19 protein-coding genes and 1 pseudogene are annotated in these 17,966 nt (G+C 36.3%); 18 read left to right on the top strand and 2 right to left on the bottom strand.

The features are described from left to right. The first annotated feature begins 3 nt into the window (after positions 1–3). The 18 genes and pseudogenes from yqfC to BAQ49_RS24280 all read left to right on the top strand — a co-directional run bounded on the left by yqfC (position 4) and on the right by BAQ49_RS24280 (position 16,554). On the top strand, positions 4–297 hold the full coding sequence (yqfC, locus tag BAQ49_RS24365; RefSeq protein ID WP_000732268.1) for a sporulation protein YqfC: 294 nt from the start codon (positions 4–6) through the stop codon (positions 295–297). 278 nt (positions 298–575) lie between these two features. Next, positions 576–1,775: a sporulation protein YqfD gene (gene yqfD / locus BAQ49_RS24360; protein WP_071747369.1), complete on the top strand. Its 1,200-nt coding sequence runs from the start codon at positions 576–578 to the stop codon at positions 1,773–1,775. Between the two features lie 3 nt (positions 1,776–1,778). Then, positions 1,779–2,738, top strand: a complete 960-nt coding sequence (locus tag BAQ49_RS24355; RefSeq protein WP_071747368.1) for a PhoH family protein — start codon at positions 1,779–1,781, stop codon at positions 2,736–2,738. A gap of 195 nt (positions 2,739–2,933) precedes the next feature. Beyond that, the gene (locus tag BAQ49_RS24350) at positions 2,934–5,078 is read left to right on the top strand and encodes an HD family phosphohydrolase (protein WP_071747367.1); all 2,145 of its coding nucleotides are present in this window, start codon (positions 2,934–2,936) and stop codon (positions 5,076–5,078) included. Continuing rightward, on the top strand, positions 5,075–5,545 hold the full coding sequence (gene ybeY / locus BAQ49_RS24345) for an rRNA maturation RNase YbeY (RefSeq protein ID WP_000054678.1): 471 nt from the start codon (positions 5,075–5,077) through the stop codon (positions 5,543–5,545). The genes BAQ49_RS24350 and ybeY overlap by 4 nt, the downstream gene beginning before the upstream one ends. Beyond that, positions 5,542–5,895: a diacylglycerol kinase family protein gene (locus BAQ49_RS24340; protein ID WP_071747366.1), complete on the top strand. Its 354-nt coding sequence runs from the start codon at positions 5,542–5,544 to the stop codon at positions 5,893–5,895. The genes ybeY and BAQ49_RS24340 overlap by 4 nt, the downstream gene beginning before the upstream one ends. Before the next feature lie 98 nt (positions 5,896–5,993). Next, positions 5,994–6,392 carry a cytidine deaminase gene (locus tag BAQ49_RS24335; protein WP_071747365.1) on the top strand — a complete coding sequence of 133 codons (399 nt, stop codon included), beginning with the start codon at positions 5,994–5,996 and terminating at the stop codon, positions 6,390–6,392. After that, complete coding sequence (era, locus tag BAQ49_RS24330) at positions 6,385–7,290, top strand: GTPase Era (protein ID WP_071747364.1); 906 nt, start codon at positions 6,385–6,387, stop codon at positions 7,288–7,290. The genes BAQ49_RS24335 and era overlap by 8 nt, the downstream gene beginning before the upstream one ends. A 172-nt stretch (positions 7,291–7,462) precedes the next feature. Continuing rightward, positions 7,463–7,606 (top strand): YqzL family protein, encoded by a 144-nt coding sequence (locus BAQ49_RS24325; RefSeq protein ID WP_000883924.1) that lies wholly within the window; start codon positions 7,463–7,465, stop codon positions 7,604–7,606. Positions 7,607–7,639: 33 nt separating this feature from the next. Then, complete coding sequence (gene recO / locus BAQ49_RS24320) at positions 7,640–8,386, top strand: DNA repair protein RecO (protein WP_071747363.1); 747 nt, start codon at positions 7,640–7,642, stop codon at positions 8,384–8,386. A gap of 107 nt (positions 8,387–8,493) precedes the next feature. After that, positions 8,494–9,126 carry a transcriptional regulator CcpN gene (gene ccpN / locus BAQ49_RS24315; protein WP_083596090.1) on the top strand — a complete coding sequence of 211 codons (633 nt, stop codon included), beginning with the start codon at positions 8,494–8,496 and terminating at the stop codon, positions 9,124–9,126. A gap of 29 nt (positions 9,127–9,155) precedes the next feature. Next, on the top strand, positions 9,156–9,968 hold the full coding sequence (locus tag BAQ49_RS24310; RefSeq protein WP_071747361.1) for a pyruvate, water dikinase regulatory protein: 813 nt from the start codon (positions 9,156–9,158) through the stop codon (positions 9,966–9,968). A 547-nt stretch (positions 9,969–10,515) separates the two neighbouring features. Next, positions 10,516–10,722 (top strand): annotated as a pseudogene (locus BAQ49_RS33770) (DUF188 domain-containing protein); the annotation flags it as partial. A gap of 113 nt (positions 10,723–10,835) precedes the next feature. Beyond that, entirely contained in the window at positions 10,836–12,632 is a 1,797-nt protein-coding gene (gene dnaG / locus BAQ49_RS24300) for a DNA primase (protein ID WP_071747360.1), read from the top strand. A gap of 59 nt (positions 12,633–12,691) precedes the next feature. Next, on the top strand, positions 12,692–13,819 hold the full coding sequence (rpoD, locus tag BAQ49_RS24295; RefSeq protein WP_000764066.1) for an RNA polymerase sigma factor RpoD: 1,128 nt from the start codon (positions 12,692–12,694) through the stop codon (positions 13,817–13,819). A 385-nt stretch (positions 13,820–14,204) separates the two neighbouring features. Continuing rightward, positions 14,205–14,561 carry a cytochrome c550 gene (cccA, locus tag BAQ49_RS24290; protein WP_000828145.1) on the top strand — a complete coding sequence of 119 codons (357 nt, stop codon included), beginning with the start codon at positions 14,205–14,207 and terminating at the stop codon, positions 14,559–14,561. A 167-nt stretch (positions 14,562–14,728) separates the two neighbouring features. Next, positions 14,729–15,436: a tRNA (adenine(22)-N(1))-methyltransferase gene (locus BAQ49_RS24285; protein ID WP_071747359.1), complete on the top strand. Its 708-nt coding sequence runs from the start codon at positions 14,729–14,731 to the stop codon at positions 15,434–15,436. Next, positions 15,433–16,554: a Nif3-like dinuclear metal center hexameric protein gene (locus BAQ49_RS24280; RefSeq protein WP_071747358.1), complete on the top strand. Its 1,122-nt coding sequence runs from the start codon at positions 15,433–15,435 to the stop codon at positions 16,552–16,554. Before BAQ49_RS24285 ends, BAQ49_RS24280 begins: the two co-directional genes overlap by 4 nt. A gap of 40 nt (positions 16,555–16,594) precedes the next feature. Here BAQ49_RS24280 and BAQ49_RS24275 read toward each other — a convergent pair whose 3' ends face one another. Together BAQ49_RS24275 and vrrA are read right to left on the bottom strand one after the other, a co-directional pair. Then, positions 16,595–17,545, bottom strand: coding sequence for a 4-hydroxy-3-methylbut-2-enyl diphosphate reductase (locus tag BAQ49_RS24275; RefSeq protein WP_071747357.1), 951 nt, complete (start codon positions 17,543–17,545; stop codon positions 16,595–16,597). Between the two features lie 89 nt (positions 17,546–17,634). Further along, positions 17,635–17,966: VrrA/YqfQ family protein (vrrA, locus tag BAQ49_RS24270; protein ID WP_071747356.1), on the bottom strand; the 332-nt coding region annotated here is incomplete at its 5' end.

Raw genomic sequence — 17,966 nt, 5'->3', positions numbered from 1 at the left:
GAGATGAAAAAATTAGAACAAATGAAGAATTGGTTAACGAAGCAAATAGACCTGCCAGTGGATGTGCTAATGGATCTACCTCGGATTACGCTTGTTGGGCAAGTGCATATCTATATAGAAAATCATCGAGGCTTATTAGTATTTTCAGATAAAGAAGTAAGGTTGTTATTAAAACAAGGTCAACTATTAATTAAGGGGCAATCCTTTGTTATTAAAACAATCCTCCCGGAAGAACTTTTGCTTGAAGGGATTATCGAACAAGTGATGTTTTTAGAAAATGAAAAGAAAGAGGAGTGAGGGAAACTTCCGTTTGTGAAGTTTTTCTTCTTTATTTTAGTGATCTGACCTTAATATTCACTTTATCCCTCATTCACTGCCCGTAAAAGCTCGATGGGTGTGCGTTAATAATCAGTGGGTATGGACAAAACCTCCACCTATTAAACTTTCATCTTATGCATATGCCCGATTAGTGAGGAGAAAAACCTCACCGATTAAAGTTTCGATTAGTACGAGCTATTTGATGCTTAAAGTGAAAAGTGTTGTATCTACTTTTAGAAAGGTAGTGAAGGTAGTCGATGAAAAATAAATGGTTTATAAAATGGCTTGGGTATGTAAAAGTGCGAATTGAAGGTAGAGGAGCAGAACGCTTCGTTAACGAATGTGTACGTAGGAAATTATTAGTTTGGGATGTAAAGAAAATAGCGGATGAAACGTTAGTTTTTTGCATGTTATTACGAGATGTGAAAAAGATAAAACCAATTTATAGAAAGAATGAATGTAAATTATATTTTATTGGACGTTACGGTTTTCCATTTTGGAATAAGCGTTTAATTAGGAATAGTGGATTTTTAATTGGGTTTTTAATATTTTTTTTCGGAATGATTGCATTATCAAATATGGTTTGGAAAATTGAAATTACAGGAGCGAAACCTGAAACGGAATATATATTGATGAAAGAATTGGACAAAATGGGTATTAAAAAGGGGAAATTACAGTTTCAAATGCCTAGTGTAGAAGATGTTCAGCGGCATTTAACGGACAATATTAATGCAATTACTTGGGCAGGATTGGAAATAAGAGGAACAACATATCATTTTAAAATTGTTGAAAAAAACGAGCCGAAAAAAGAAAAGGAACAAAGGCCGCAAAATTTAGTTGCGAAAAAAGAAGCAACTATTACGAAAACGTTTGTGGAGGTAGGAAAACCGGTCGTTATGAAAAATGACCATGTAGAAAAGGGACAGCTTCTCGTATCAGGGATGTATGGTAATGAGGAGAATCCGACAGTTGTTTCGGCTAAAGGTATTGTATACGGGGAAACTTGGTACAAATCTGAGGTTGATGTTCCGTTAAAGACACAATTTCAAGTGTATACTGGTAATTCTTATAATGAATATTTTCTGAAATTTGGTAGTGTTAAAATAAAAATATGGGGATTTCAACATGATAAGTATAAGCACTCTCGTACTGAAAGTGTAAAACATGATGTGAAATTATTTGGCTTCACATTACCGATTGCATACAAAAAAGATATTGTACGAGAAGAAGAAGAAGCAAACCGAGAATATACTGAAAAACAAGCGATGAAAGTAGCAAAAGAGATGGCTGAAAAAGAACTAAAGAAAAAATTGGATGAACATGCTATGATTGTAAGTGATAAGATTTTGAGTAAAGAGATTGAGGCGGATCACTTAAAGGTCACGTTACATTACACAGTGATTGAAAATATTGCAGAGCCGCAACCAATATCTGAATCCGATATTCAAGGAGACTGAGTGATGGCAGAACAATTAGTAGAAATGAACCAAAAATTGGAAAGTCCTAACGAGGCAATCGCTCTATTTGGGGTAAATGATGCTCATTTAAAAGTAATTGAACGAGAACTTAGTGTATCGATTATAACTAGAGGAGAGTTTGTTCGTGTATCTGGGGCAGATGAAGCTGTAGTGCTCGTAGAAAAAATCTTACAACAGCTACTTGTTGTTATCCGTAAAGGTGTATCAATTTCGGAAAGAGATGTTACGTATGCAATTCAGCTTGGGAAACAAGGGAAAATTGCTCAATTCGAAGAGTTATATGAAGAGGAAATTTTTAAAACAGCAAAAGGTAAATCCATTCGTGTGAAAACGATGGGACAAAGAAGATATATTCATGCAATGAAAAAGAATGATGTTGTATTTGGGATAGGACCTGCTGGGACAGGGAAGACATACTTAGCTGTAGTAATGGCTGTGAGAGCTTTAAAGCAAGGGTATGTAAAGAAAATTATTTTAACAAGACCTGCTGTAGAGGCTGGAGAGAGTTTAGGCTTTTTACCAGGTGATTTGAAAGAAAAAGTAGATCCGTATTTACGCCCATTGTATGATGCGTTGCACGATATTCTTGGGCAAGAATATACACAGCGTATGATGGAACGTGGTGTAATTGAAATTGCACCTCTTGCTTATATGAGAGGACGTACTCTTGATGATTCATTTGTTATATTAGATGAAGCACAGAATACAACTGGTGCTCAAATAAAAATGTTTTTAACACGATTAGGTTTTAGCTCTAAAATGGTTATTACGGGGGATCCCTCACAGGTAGATTTGCCGAAAGGGGTAAAATCAGGTCTTTCTATTGCTGCTAATATTTTATCTGGTGTATCAGGTCTTTCGTTCATAACACTGGAACAAACAGACGTTGTGAGACACCCATTAGTGCAACGTATTATTGAGGCATATGATAAAATGGAATGATCCTATTTGTCAGGATCATTTCTTTTTGTATGATAAAGTTGGCGAATGGCATATTTTTTACTATCATTAAAGACGAGGGAAATGAACTATAGGTGATAGTGGATAAAAATGTTGTCCAAAAGTATCGTTGCCTAGAGGAAATGAAAGCTATAAATAGTTTCACTTTATTTCTGGAGAGGAGAAGGTATTGAAATCATGTCAAGATCTCAAGAAATTTTTAAGTGGTTTCGTAATATACAACATTCGAAAAAACTAAGTTGGGTTTCTTACGTATTATTAGGAGCAGTACTGTTTTTTGCACTTATGAATAATGTAAAGCCAGAGCAATTAGATGTTGAAACATACTCTATTGCTAAAAAAACAATCCACTCTCCTATTAAAATTGAAGATAAAGTTACAACGGAAAAAAAGAAAAAAGAAGCCGCTACCAAAGTTGAAGATCAGTATACATATAGAAGTGAGCTTAAACAAAATAAAGTGGATATTGTTAATGATGTTTTTGCTAAGGTAGATGAAGTGGTGCAAGAGATTAAAGCTGTTGGACCAGATGAGCAAAAAAAGATTACCGATGCTGATAAAGTGGACAAGTTGAAAAAGAAACTACCTGTCGATTTAACAAAAGATTTATCGGATTCAAACTTACTAAACTTGATTAACGCGGATTCAAGCCAATTGGTATTAGCAAAAGATGCAGCAGTCACAGCCGTTAATAGTATAATGGCTATGCATATTAAAATGGACGAATTGAAGGACGCTAAAGAGCGGTATGTAAGTGAGATGAATAATGTTAATGTCGATAGTGGTTTAAGAGAAGCTATTAAGGCACTAGGGAAATATGCAATTTCAGCAAATTATTTTTATGATCCGACTTTAACAAAAGAGAAGAGAAAAGCAGAGGAAGATTTAGTGCCGCCTGTTTATATCCTTCAAGGGCAAGTTCTTGTGAGAGAAGGAGAAACGATTTCAAGTGATATGTATAATCAGTTGAAATTAGTTGGGTTGCTAGAGAAAGGTAATAGCTTCCAACCTTATGTTGGTTTGGCGGTGCTCATTTGTGTGTTGCTATACTTTATGCATAAGCAGTTTGAAGTATTTTTACAGCGAAAAAGAGAAGATAGGCCGTATGTTTTAGCATACATCACAATTCTGTCTATCACGATTGTTTTAATGAAAATCATTAGTTTATTCCAAAAGCTTGAATATGCAGGAATCGCGTATGTTGTTCCAGTTGCCATGGGAACAATACTTGTAAAATTAATGATTGGTGATCGATTTGTATTTTTAACGAGTATGATCTTTTCTGTATGCGGAAGTATTATGTTTAATGAAGGTGTAACGAGTACACTGAATTATAGTGTGGGGATTTATGTTTTATTAAGTTCATTATCAGTTAGTATTTTCTTGAGAGAAAAAAATCGTCGTACGATGATTTTACAAGCTGGTATACTTGTTTCTGTATTAAATGTAGTCGTATTAGCGGCTTTGCTATTATTACGTAACGGGAATTTTTCACCTCTTGAAATTGGGGTGCAATTATTAATGGCTGCTGTTTCGGGTATTATCTCTTCTGTTCTAGCTATGGGGATTTTACCGTATTTAGAAAGTGGCCTTGGGATTGTATCGAGTATGAAATTGATGGAACTTTCAAGTCCGAATCACCCACTTTTGCGCAAAATTTTATTGGAAGCACCTGGTACATATCACCATAGTGTAATGGTAGCTAATCTCTCAGAAGCTGCTTGTGAAGCAGTTGGAGCAAATGGAGTGTTAGCGCGTGTAGGGGCGTATTATCATGATGTAGGGAAAACGGTACAGCCACAGTTTTTTATTGAAAACCAAATGGGTATTGAAAACCCGCACGATAGATTAGACCCTGTAACGAGCAAAGATATTATAATTGCTCATGTAACCGATGGGGTAAGAATGTTAGAAGAACACCATATACCTCAAGAAATTATCGATATTGCTGGACAGCATCATGGTACAACGTTACTTAAATATTTTTACTATAAGGCGATTAAAGAAGATAAAGAGAAATATACGGAGGGAATGTTCCGCTATCCAGGATCAAAAGCAACTTCTAAAGAGTCGGCAATCGTTGGTATTGCTGATAGTGTAGAAGCGGCGGTACGTTCGATGAACCATCCAACACCAGATCAGATTAATAATTTAGTGCAAAGTATTATTAGAGATCGTTTGCAAGATGGTCAATTTAGCGAATGTGATTTGACATTTAAGGAACTACAAATCGTTGGAAAAACGTTATGTGAAACGTTAAATGGTATTTTCCATTCCCGTATTACATATCCGGAACTGCCGGAAGAAAAGGAGAAAGAATGAGTTTATTAATTGATTTTATTGATGAAACAGAAGAAGTGAAAGACGAATATATAAGTTTGATTAGAGGTTTAGTAGAGAAAGCGGCCCAAATGGAGAACATAGAAGAAGGCGCAGAATTATCGGTTACATTTGTAGATAATGAACGTATTCGTGAAATAAACCGTGATTACCGAGATAAGGATCAGCCTACGGATGTTATTTCTTTTGCTATGGAAGAAATGGGAGAAGGAGAAATGGAAATTATCGGTGCGGAGATGCCACGTATGTTAGGGGATCTTATTATTTCTATTCCAAGAGCGAAAGAGCAAGCTGAGGAATATGGACACTCTTTTGATCGTGAACTTGGATTTTTAGCGTTACATGGCTTTTTACATTTGCTTGGTTATGATCACATGACAGAAGAAGATGAAAAAGAAATGTTTGGAAGACAAAAAGAAATTTTAGAGGCCTTTGGATTAGGGCGATGAAAAAAGGAAAACTTATAAATAGTTTTGGATATGCTATAGCTGGTATATGCTTTTGTCTTCGTCATGAACGAAATATGAAAATTCATTATTTAGCCGCAGTCATTGTCATATGCTGCGGCTTTTATTTCCATATTACAAAAATAGAATGGATTGTATTACTTATTGTGATTGGAATTGTAATGAGTTTGGAGATGGTGAATACGGCTATTGAAAAAACAGTAGATTTAGCAACCACCGATATTCATCCGTTTGCGAAAAACGCAAAGGATGTTGCAGCGGGATCGGTTTTATTATTTACGATTATAGCTGTTGCAATTGGTGCTATTATCTTCTTACCGTATATGGTATAGTTGCATTCCAAAGCTTTTATTAAGCTTTGGGAGCGCCGTGAGGGCCTTTAATAGAAGAATGTATCTATTCACAGCTGTGAACAGGAAGGATGCGGGATATGAATAGTAAACAATTAATTCAAGAAGCAATCGAAGCGCGTAAACAAGCGTACGTACCATATTCAAAATTTCAAGTAGGTGCAGCATTATTAACGCACGATGGGAAAGTATATCGTGGCTGTAATGTTGAGAATGCATCATATGGCTTATGTAACTGTGCAGAAAGAACTGCTTTATTTAAGGCAGTTTCTGAAGGAGATAAAGAGTTTGTAGCTATTGCGGTTGTAGCAGATACAAAACGTCCAGTACCTCCTTGTGGAGCATGTCGACAAGTTATGGTAGAATTATGTAAACAGGATACGAAAGTATACCTATCAAATATACATGGTGACGTTCAAGAGACGACAGTCGGAGAATTGTTACCAGGAGCATTTTTAGCGGAGGATTTACATGAATAGAAAAGGTTATAAATCAGGTTTTGTCTCTATTATTGGCAGACCGAATGTTGGGAAATCTACATTTTTAAATCGTATTATCGGCCAAAAAATTGCTATTATGAGTGATAAGCCACAAACGACTCGTAATAAAATTCAAGGCGTATATACAGAAAATGATTCACAAGTAATTTTCATTGATACACCAGGAATACATAAGCCTAAACATAAGCTAGGTGATTTCATGGTGAAGATGGCTCAAACGACATTGAAAGAAGTTGATATTGTTCTATTTATGGTCAATGCAACTGAAGGATTTGGTCGTGGTGAGGAATTCATTATTGAAAAATTACAAGAAACGAAACAACCGGTATTTTTGGTAATTAATAAAATTGACCAAGTTCATCCAGAGCAATTGCTGGAGTTGATTGATCAATATCGTAAATTATATGAGTTCGCGGAGATTGTGCCAATTTCTGCATTGGACGGTAATAACGTTGAAGCGTTAATCGGAGCAATTAAAAAGTATTTACCAGAAGGACCGCAATATTACCCGGATAATCAAGTAACGGATCATCCAGAGCGATTTATTATTTCAGAGCTTATTCGTGAAAAAGTATTACATTTAACGCGTGAAGAAGTGCCACACTCTGTAGCGGTTGTTATTGATGCAATTCAGAAGCGTGAGGGCGGTGCAGTTTATATAAACGCAACGATTGTTGTTGAACGTGCATCACAAAAAGGAATTATTATAGGTAAGCAAGGGAAGATGTTAAAAGAAGTCGGGAAACGAGCTCGTTTTGATATTGAAGCACTTCTTGGTTCTAAAGTATTTTTAGAGGTATGGGTAAAAGTACAAAAAGATTGGCGCAATAAGATGTCTCAGCTTCGTGATCTTGGTTTCCGCGAAGACGAGTACTAAAATAAAGTAAGGCTGTAATCAGTGGATGTTTGCTCATCCGCTGATTATTGGTTTTTATAAGCTTTAATAAATTAGGAAAAATTTTTCTCACATGAAAATGGACAAAATGGGTCAATTTAATAACAAAGGAAATTGGTTTATAGGCTACGCTTATTGAGAAAGGTGGATTCTTATGCTAGATTTTACCTGGAAGTTTTTCTCCAAAACAGGAAGCATTGAAACGTATTTGCTTTTAAAAGAAATGGAAAAAGACGTAAACGATGAGATGGATCAACATGAAGAGGAGCTAGCGCATCTAGACTCTCCAATTTCTTGACCCGTTTTGTTCAAACCTTGGATGGTGACGAACATGTTTCAAAAAGTTGAGGGCATCGTTATCCGTACGACAGATTACGGAGAAACGAATAAGATTGTTACAATATTCTCAAGAGAATTTGGTAAGATAAGTGCAATGGCAAGAGGGGCGAAAAAACCGAAAAGTCGGTTAGCATCTGTTTCGCAACTTATGACACATGGGCATTTTCTTATCCAAGTGGGATCTGGGCTTGGAACTTTGCAACAAGGCGAGATTATTTCAACTATGAAAGAAATTCGCGAGGATATATTTTTAACTGCTTATGCATCATTTGTTGTTGAGTTAACTGATAAAGCAACAGAAGATAAAAAACATAATCCGTACTTATTTGAAATGTTATATCAAACGTTGCGTTATATGTGTGAGGGTGTTGATCCAGAAGTGTTATCATTAATTTATCAAACGAAAATGCTTCCGGTATTAGGGATGCGCCCGTATTTTGATACATGTGCGATTTGTCATCAAGAAACAGATTTTGTCGCCTTCTCTGTCAGGGAAGGCGGTTTTCTGTGCTCACGTCATGCGGAGCAAGATCCGTATCGTATACCGGTGGGAGAAGCTGTACATAAATTGTTACGTCTTTTCTTCCATTTCGATTTACATAGGCTCGGCAATGTATCAGTGAAGGATGGCACAAAAAAACAAATGCGTTTAGTATTGAATACATATTATGATGAATATTGCGGAATTTATTTGAAATCAAGACGTTTCCTAGAACAACTTGATAAGTTTCAAATATAATTTGGGGCCGTATACGGTCCTTTTTACATACTTTCTTTTTCGAATAGCATATTTAGTATATAATATTTAAGAGATAGTATAACTTTTTTCGTTGTGCATTAAAGGTGGTGATTATCATAGAGCTGAATAAACGGCAAGAACATATCATTCAGATTGTAAAAGATCACGGTCCTATTACAGGGGAGTCAATTGCTGCGCAATTGGGTTTAACACGTGCAACGCTAAGACCAGACTTAGCAATTTTAACGATGGCTGGTTATTTAGAAGCGCGTCCACGCGTAGGTTATTTTTATACGGGTAAAACTGGGGGACAGCTATTATCTGAAGCTGTTAAAAAAATTAAAGTGCAAGATTATCAATCTAGACCTGCTGTAATTGATAAAAATGTATCAGTATACGATGCAATCTGTACTATGTTTCTAGAGGATGTTGGTACATTGTTTGTTGTAGATCAAGCTACTTTATTGGTGGGCGTTGTATCTCGTAAAGATTTATTACGAGCTAGCTTAGGGAAGCAGGATTTAACCTCTCTTCCGGTTAATATTATCATGACAAGGATGCCAAACATTGCGATGTGTCGCAGGGAGGATTCTTTATATGATATTGCGATGGAATTAATAGAAAGACAGATTGATGCAATGCCAGTTGTAAAGGACACGAAACAAGGTCTAGAAGTGATTGGGCGAATTACAAAAACAAATATTACACGTGCGTTTGTAAATTTAGTAAATAACGAATAAGTGTAATTTGTTTAAAGTGAGGTAATGTAATGGATAATAAAATCGTATATGTCGTATCTGACTCTGTAGGAGAAACGGCTGATTTGGTTGTTAGAGCGGCAATGGGACAGTTCCCGTTCGCTCCTGATATTAGACGTGTACCTTATGTAGAAGATACAGGGACATTAAAAGAAGTGATCTCGATTGCCAAGAGCAATCAGGCGCTTATTTGTTTTACGTTAGTAAAGCCTGATATGCGTCAATATTTATTGACAGAGGCGGCAAAAGAAGGAGTAGAGGCATACGATATTATCGGACCTCTTATCGATCAAATTGAAGAAATTACAGGGCAAGTACCAAGGTATGAGCCAGGTGTCGTTCGAAGATTAGATGAAGAGTACTTTAAAAAGATTGAAGCGATTGAATTTGCGGTTAAGTATGATGATGGTAGAGATGCACGTGGTATTTTGAAAGCCGATATCGTATTGATTGGAATTTCACGTACATCAAAAACACCACTTTCACAATATTTAGCGCATAACAAACGCTTGAAGGTTGCCAATGTACCGCTTGTACCAGAAGTAGATCCGCCTGAGGAATTATATAAAGTGGCAAAAGAGAAATGTTTCGGTTTGAAAATTACACCGGATAAGTTAAATCATATTCGAAAAGAACGATTAAAATCACTTGGATTAAGTGACGGAGCAACATATGCGAATATTAATCGTATTAAAGAAGAAATCGTTCATTTTGAGAATGTAGTGAGTAAAATAAATTGTCAAGTGATCGATGTATCAAATAAGGCGATTGAAGAAACAGCTAATATTATTGTGAATGCAGTGCAAAACCAAAAAATGTTTTAGCACATTTACCACAGGTGAATGTGCTTTTTTCGCTCATGAGAAGTAGGACAATAACTGTCGATTTAGTAATAGAATACAGTGTAATGGTTATACTTATATTCTTCTGTTTTTTTATTATGTTGAAGGAACGATTTCGTTATCTTTAAATGTAAAATGAAAATTAAAGGGATATGTAGCGTAGTTGAAGAAAATATATTATAATAAAAAATTGTGATAAAAACCTATATTTTACGTTTAGACTTTAATTTTTCAGAATAAACTAGGGATAGGATTTGCGAAAAAGACATGTATTTACGTTAAATCGACAAAATCTAAACAAGAAAACGCACATTATGGAAGGATTCGCAGAAGGGATGTAGAATACAGAAATATGCAAAACATCAGTGAGATATTAGTTGATGCAGATGCATGTCCCGTGAAGGATGAAATTGTGCGCGTTAGAACAAGAATTTATGTCGAAATTTTGTTTGTCGTATCGTAGGCTCATCGTTTAAGAAAACAGCAAGATAATTGGGTCTATGTAGATTTTAAGCAAGATGAAGTCAGTTTTTATATTTATCAACATGCAAAAGCTACAGATTTCGTGATCACATACGATATGTGGCTTGCTAGTCTTCTTTTGAAAAAAGGAGTACATGTATTGTCTCCACGAAGTACATTTGTAAAAGATGAGCAAATGGATACAATTTTATATAGTAGGTATGTATTTGTGAAGTTACGCAGGCAAGGTGCTTATACAAAAGGACCAAAATAGTTTACACAACGTGATCGACAGCACTTTCTAATAAATTTAGAAAAAATATTGTCGAATTATAAAGGAATCTTGTAATTAATATCGAATACAAAATACGACACGGAGATGGAGTTATGGGGAACAGAATTCCCGAAGAAGTTGTTGAACAGATTCGGACGTCATCCGATATTGTAGAAGTGATAGGTGAGTATGTTCAACTTAGAAAGCAGGGGCGTAACTATTTCGGCCTTTGTCCATTTCATGGTGAGAATTCCCCTTCATTCTCTGTTTCATCTGATAAGCAAATTTTTCATTGCTTCGGATGTGGAGAAGGTGGAAATGTATTTTCTTTTCTTATGAAAATGGAAGGACTTGCTTTCACCGAGGCTGTTCAAAAGCTAGGTGAAAGCAATGGAATTGCAGTTGCAGAATATACATCAGGGCAAGGGCAACAAGAAAACATATCTGATGACACTGTCATCATGCAACAGGCTCATGAACTTTTGAAGAAGTATTATCACCATTTATTAGTAAATACAGAAGAAGGAAATGAAGCACTTTCTTATTTATTAAAACGTGGTATTACAAAGGAAATGATTGAGAAGTTTGAAATTGGTTATGCATCACCAGCTTGGGATGCAGCGACAAAAATTTTGCAAAAAAGAGGTTTTTCGCTATCTAGTATGGAACAAGCCGGCCTTCTTATAAGAAGCGAGAAGGATGGTAGTCATTATGACCGCTTCCGTGGAAGGGTTATGTTTCCAATTTATACTTTACAAGGTAAGGTGATAGCGTTTAGTGGAAGGGCGCTAGGAGATGATACTCCAAAATATTTAAATAGCCCTGAAACACCAATTTTTCATAAAAGTAAGTTGTTGTATAACTTCCACCAAGCAAGGCCGTTTATTAGAAAACGTGGGCAGGTTGTCCTTTTTGAAGGATATGCCGATGTACTAGCCGCGGTAAAAAGTGGTGTGGAAGAAGCGGTTGCGACAATGGGAACAGCTTTAACTGAAGAACAAGCGAAACTTCTGCGACGTAACGTTGAAACTGTTGTTCTTTGCTATGATGGTGATAAAGCAGGGCGAGAAGCGACGATGAAAGCAGGGCAGTTGTTATTGCAAGTTGGTTGCCAAGTGAAAGTCACACCCTTGCCAGATAAGCTTGATCCTGATGAATATGTGCAACAATATGGGACAACGGCTTTTGAAAATCTTGTGAAATCAAGTATAAGTTTTGTTGGTTTCAAAATAAATTATTTGCGTTTAGGGAAAAATTTGCAAGATGAGTCTGGCAAAGAAGAATATGTAAAAAGTGTTTTAAAAGAGTTATCATTGCTACAGGATGCGATGCAGGCTGAATCATATTTAAAGTCATTATCGCAAGAATTTTCGTATTCAATGGAAACACTTTTGAATCAATTGCACCAATATCGCAAAGAACAAAAGGTACAGCAAAAACAAATAAAGCAGGTTTCTAAGCCATCTCAAATTGTTCAAACGAAACCGAAGTTAACAGGTTTTGAAAGGGCAGAAAGAGAAATTATTTACCATATGTTGCAAAGTGCAGAAGTGGCCGTTCGTATGGAACCCCATATAGAAGATTTTCATACAGAAGAACATAAAGGGATTTTATATGAACTATACGCATATTATGAAAAGGGAAATGAACCTTCAGTCGGAACATTTTTAAGTTGGCTCTCTGATGAAAAGTTGAAAAATATTATCACTGATATTTCGACGGATGAATTTATTAATCCAGAATACACAGAAGAAGTGTTGCAAGGTCATTTGGAGACGCTCAAACGTCATCAAGAAAAACTTGAAAAGATGGAAATCATCTTTAAAGTAAAACAAATGGAAAAAACAGATCCTGTAGAGGCTGCTAAATATTATGTGGCATATTTACAAAATCAAAAAGCAAGAAAATAGCTTTTTTGATAAAATTTTAGTATAATGAATGTTTGTATCTCGCGTAAGGAGGGGAACAGATGGCTGACAAACCAGCTCGTTCTAAACAAATTGAAACTGAAATGACCCTTGAGCAAGTGAAAGAACAACTCACTGAGCTCGGAAAAAAACGTGGCGTTCTTACATATGAAGAGATTGCAGAACGCATGAATGGATTTGAAATTGAATCCGATCAAATGGATGAATACTATGAATATTTAGGTGAACAAGGGATTGACTTAGTTGGTGACAATGACAACGAAGAAGGTCCTAATAATCGCCAAATTACAAAAACGGAAGAAGAATTTGACCTTAATGATTTAAGTGTGCCGCCAGGTGTGAAAATCAATGACCCTGTTCGTATGTACTTAAAAGAAATTGGTCGTGTAGACTTACTATCTGCTGAAGAAGAAATTCGACTTGCGACACGTATTGAAGAAGGCGATGAAGAAGCAAAACGCCGTCTTGCGGAAGCAAACTTACGTCTTGTAGTAAGTATTGCAAAGCGCTACGTGGGCCGTGGTATGCTTTTTTTAGACTTAATCCAAGAAGGAAATATGGGTCTAATTAAGGCAGTTGAAAAGTTCGACTACCGTAAAGGTTTTAAATTTAGTACGTATGCAACTTGGTGGATTCGCCAAGCTATTACACGTGCGATTGCAGACCAAGCGCGAACAATTCGTATTCCAGTTCATATGGTTGAAACAATTAATAAGTTAATCCGTGTACAACGTCAATTACTACAAGATTTAGGACGTGAACCATCTCCTGAAGAGATTGGTGAAGAAATGGATCTTGCTCCAGAAAAAGTACGCGAAATTTTAAAAATTGCACAGGAGCCAGTTTCTCTTGAAACACCAATTGGTGAAGAAGATGACTCCCATTTAGGTGACTTTATTGAAGACCAAGAAGCAACATCGCCTGCGGACCATGCAGCGTATGAGTTGCTAAAAGAACAATTAGAAGATGTGTTAGATACACTAACAGATCGTGAAGAAAATGTTCTGCGTCTTCGTTTTGGTTTAGATGATGGACGAACTCGTACGCTTGAAGAAGTTGGGAAAGTATTCGGCGTAACGAGAGAACGTATTCGTCAAATTGAAGCGAAAGCACTTCGCAAATTAAGACATCCAAGCCGTAGTAAGCGTCTTAAGGATTTCTTAGAATAGGCTACCTTTAAGTTTACTTCACTTTTGTGAAGTAAACTTTTTTATTTTGTTAATTTTTGTTAAAATTTAGCTATCGGCAACGATTACAATTTCTTGTAATTTATTTTACAGAATTGTCTTTTGATTTGCAAATGCTCATTTTTCGATTTTTCGATTTATTTTGTTTATTATATACAAAATAATATGTAGAAAAGTAAAAAATATGATGAGAAACGTTAGTAATTATCGAAATAATATGCGATATAATAGTGAAAATCAATAAACTGAATTTATGGAATATTTTTAACAAATGGTAGTTTGCTCTTTTCTGATAGAACGTTTTCAAGTACAATAAAAATGACTGAATCATCTAACTATTTAGGGGTATAGAGGGGGGAGAAGAGATATGAAACGTAATCCGTTGATTCCGTTCGCTCTTATTGCAGCATTAGGTATTATCGTTATGTTTGTATTTTCATTTCAGGGGCTAAATAAATCTAAAGAGTTAGCTGATGCAAAAAATGGTGGGAAACCAGCGCAAACAGCATCAAAGCCAGAGGATATTGTAAAGCAAAGCTGTACGAGCTGTCACGGTGATCAGTTACAAGGGGCAGTGGGACCTAATTTACAAAAAATTGGTGGGAAACTTTCGAAAGATGAAATTAAAGAAATTCTTTCAAAAGGAAAAGGGAATATGCCACCGAATATAGTTCCAGCTGACCAAGCGGCTAAAGTAGCTGATTGGCTATCGAAGAAAAAATAAAGTTCCATAAAACAAGCCTTTTGCTTTTGTGCAAAAGGCTTGTTTTTCTATACTTTCTAAAATACGATGAGTAATAGAGAATGGAATTGTTGTTATGGGCTTGCAACAACTACTATAAATTCATTATCATGGAGACAGACTGACAAGAGAAGGAGTAATGGAAATACATGAATGAAGTAAAGCTTTCAAAACGATTAGAAGAAGTTGTGCGCGAGATTCCAGTAGGATCTACAGTAGCTGATATTGGATCGGATCATGCGTATTTACCGTGTTATACAATTATAAATAATATTGCTACAAAAGCAGTTGCAGGAGAAGTTGTGGATGGGCCGTTTCGTTCTGCGCAAGCAACTGTAGCTGAAAGTGGCTTACAAGATAAAGTAGACGTTCGTAAAGGGAATGGATTAGAAGTAATTACACCAGGGGAAGTAGATGTAATTACAGTTGCTGGTATGGGTGGAGCACTAATTCGTGACATTTTAGAAAGTGGTAAAGAAAAATTAGAAGGTGTAACACGTTTAATTTTACAGCCGAACATTGCAGCACATCACATTCGTGAATGGTTTATTGAAAATGGCTGGGAGCTTATCCGTGAAAAAATCGTAAAAGAAGACGGGAAAATTTACGAAATTTTAGTTGGGGAACGAGGAAATATTGCAGCACCTTACTCAGATAATAAACAAGCTGAATTATTTATGGGTCCATTTTTAATAAAAGAAAAAGGTGAGGCTTTTGTTGAAAAGTGGGAAGGAGAATTGAAAAACTTCCAAAATATCTTAAAACAATTAGAACGTGCAGCAGATTCTGAAGAGACAAAAGCGAAACGTATAGAAGTAGAAGCGAAAATGAAAATGATAGGGGAGATTTTATCATGAGTAAAATTCCAAATGGCCATGAGGTTATTTCTTTATTTGAAAGTATGTATCCGAAGCATTTAGCGATGGAAGGTGATAAAATCGGCCTGCAGATTGGGGCACTTAATAAACCTGTGCGGCACGTACTAATCGCGTTAGATGTAACGGAGGGAGTTGTGGACGAGGCGATCCAATTAGGGGCGAATGTCATTATAGCGCACCATCCTTTAATCTTTAGTCCATTAAAAGCGATTCATACAGATAAGGCGTACGGAAGAATTATTGAAACGTGTATTAAAAATGATATTGCGATTTATGCAGCACATACAAATGTAGATATTGCTAAGGGCGGGGTAAATGATTTACTTGCCGATGCGTTAGGGTTACAAAATACAGAAGTATTAGCTCCGACATACGCAGAAGAAATGAAAAAAATTGTTGTATTTGTGCCAGTAACTCACGCAGAAGAAGTACGTAAAGCGCTAGGAGATGCAGGTGCTGGTCATATCGGCAATTATAGCCACTGTACGTTCAATAGTGAGGGGACAGGCACGTTTGTGCCTCAAGAGGGAACAAAGCCTTATATCGGGGAAACTGGACAGTTAGAACGTGTGGAAGAGGTACGTATCGAAACGATTATTCCAGCTTCATTACAAAGAAAAATTATTAAAGCGATGTTGGTATCCCATCCATACGAAGAAGTGGCGTATGATGTATATCCGCTTGATAATAAAGGTGAAACTTTAGGTCTTGGTAAAATAGGATATTTAGAAGAAGAAATGACACTTGGTCAATTTGCAGAACATGTGAAACAATCTTTACATGTAAAGGGTGCAAGAGTTGTCGGCAAGTTAGATGACAAGGTGCGTAAAGTCGCTGTACTTGGTGGAGATGGCAATAAATATATAAATCAAGCGAAATTTAAAGGGGCAGATGTATATGTAACAGGTGACATGTATTATCATGTTGCTCATGACGCGATGATGCTCGGTTTAAATATAGTTGATCCAGGACATAACGTTGAAAAAGTAATGAAGCAAGGTGTGCAAAAGCAATTGCAAGAACAAGTAGATGCGAAAAAACTCAATGTACACATTCATGCTTCTCAGTTACATACAGACCCATTTACATTTGTATAAGAAAAATAAAAACCGTTGCTCATATAGGCAACGGTTTTTATTATTGTTCTTTTTTTACCTTTACACGAGGTAATATCTTTTGAAGTGGTACTTTTCGAATTCTCTCCCATGTAGCTGGGTTCATTGGGTCATATTGATCTAAGAAAGCGATAACTTCTTTTGTAATTGGTGTTGGAGTAGAAGCGCCTGCTGTAACAGCTACGTTTTCTACACCTTGTAGCCACTCTAATTGAATTTCACTTACATCCGCAACACGATAAGCTTTCGTACCAGCAATTTCTTGTGATACTTGCGCTAAGCGATTCGAATTGTTACTTTTTGGATCACCAACAACGATTGTTAAATCTGCAACATCCGCTTGTTTAGCTACAGCTTCTTGGCGAACTTGAGTTGCTAAACAAATTTCTTTATGGAATTCTGCCGTTGGGAATTTCTTTTGGATGTCTTCCATTAAATGTTGAACATCCCATTGGCTCATCGTTGTTTGATTCGTAACTAAAATTTTATCCGTTGGGATTTCTAATGTTTCTAAATCAGCGGCTCTTTCGATAAGATGAACGATGTCAGGTGCAATACCAACCGCACCTTCTGGTTCAGGATGATTTTTTTTACCGATATAAATGACATGGTAACCTTCAGCTTTCTTTGCTTCAATAAGGTCATGCGTTTTTGTAACATCTGGACAAGTGGCATCGATTGTCGTTAAACCTTTTTCTTTTGCACGCTGTTTAACTTCAGGAGAAACACCGTGAGCAGTAAAGATAACAGTACCAGAATCAATTTGATCTAAAATATCTAAGCGACTTGGTCCGTCTAATGTAATGATGCCATCTTCTTCAAAAGCGTCTGTAACATGTTTATTGTGAACAATCATACCTAAAATATAAATAGGTCTCGGTAATGATTTATCTAATGCAGCGTTACGTGCAATTACCATTGCGTCGACAACACCGTAGCAATAACCACGAGGGGAAATTTTAACAATTTTCATATGAGTAATCCTCTCCTTCTAAACAAGGGATACTTTTGTGCATAGTCTTTTACATTATAAAGGAGGAGGGGATAGAAAACAAAGGATTGTTACACATATAGTTTTGGTTTTGTTGCTGATTGTTGAACGGGCTCTTTCGGAACCTCTTTTTCTATTGCCGGTTCCAGCACTATTTTTTTTCGTTTTCGTTTCCTTTTTGGAGGCGGAGGAGGTGGAGTTGCTACCTCAACCTGTTCTGTTGCATCTTCAGTTTGATTTTCTTCCGTACTTTTTCCGGAGGTGAGGATTTTAACAATGCTTGGTAGACTACGCATAATGGGACCGTACTGTTCGACAACAGGACCGACAGATTGCACGACTTGAGATACTTTTTCGATATTATTTATCATATTAGTTGGATTCGCAATTAAATTTGAAAAAA

This window comes from Bacillus proteolyticus, assembly GCF_001884065.1.
GTDB classification, from domain to species: Bacteria; Bacillota; Bacilli; order Bacillales; family Bacillaceae_G; genus Bacillus_A; species Bacillus_A proteolyticus.
The sequence above is the reverse complement of the archived record's forward strand: the minus strand, read 5'-3'. Positions and strand labels throughout refer to the sequence as shown.